Here is an 844-nt window from a genome sequence, read left to right as displayed (position 1 = left end):
TGATCGATGACATCAGGCCTGACGCTGTGCCCAAGTCGCCCGAGATCAGGTCGTCGATGCCAGGCTCTCCGAGGCCGGCGGTTGACAGCGTCAGATCCTGCACCACCTCGCATGTGATGGTGTACGGGATCTGGTAGAAGCGCTGGAAGTCCGCGCGGAAATCGCGGATGACTACCACGAAGTCCAGTTCCGACCACGTGAGTTGTTGTGGCTCTCCCGCCTCACGCATCATGTCCAACTGCCGCGCGCGGACCAGCGCGCTCTCACCGAGCAACCAGCCAGACCACGAGATTGGGCGCGTGAAGCCGCCCATGGCGTCGACGACTTTGACGCCGCCGACGAGGCGGTGCACAGCAAGCGCCTGCTCGCCACCGACCGGGATCGACTCGGGGATTTCCTGCTGCTGGAACTGGAAATCGCCGAGTTGGAGGATGAGGTCTGGCATGGATCAGGTCACAGTGCTGAGGGGCGCAGGGATGCGGCGGGGTCGAAAGTGCCGGGGCCGGTCTGTGGGCGTCCCAGCTCGGTTCCAAGCTGATTCCACATAACGGTGCCCACCTTGCGGCCATCCATGTTCACATCGCCTTTGAGCACGATGGGCTTCTGCTCGGCGGGACGAACGTAAGTCCCGCGCGGGCCACGGTTGTAACCCTCATTTGAGTATGAAGCCGCGTTGTCGCGCGCCACGGAATCTGTGTAGGCGTGCACGAGCGCCTTATCGATGCCACCAACCAGCCAATCGAGATGCAGGAACGAGGCAACCTGCCTGATGAGACCGATGATGAAGTCAAAGATGCTCTTCCATGCATTGATGATCGGCTCGATGAAGGGTCGCATGGTCTCC

At 61.6% G+C, this 844-nt stretch carries 2 protein-coding genes; both read right to left on the bottom strand.

What is annotated here, in order from left to right; all coding sequences use genetic code 11:
* On the bottom strand, window positions 1–445 hold a 445-nt coding region (locus RVY79_RS16725; protein WP_317465600.1), incomplete at its 3' end, for a hypothetical protein.
* Between the two features lie 8 nt (window positions 446–453).
* The coding region (locus RVY79_RS16720) for a hypothetical protein (RefSeq protein ID WP_317465599.1) at window positions 454–844 on the bottom strand (391 nt) is incomplete at its 5' end.

The organism is Chromohalobacter sp. HP20-39, from assembly GCF_033052815.1.
GTDB lineage: Bacteria > Pseudomonadota > Gammaproteobacteria > Pseudomonadales > Halomonadaceae > Chromohalobacter.
Note: the sequence above shows the minus strand (reverse complement) of the source record. Positions and strands in the feature narration are given on the sequence as shown.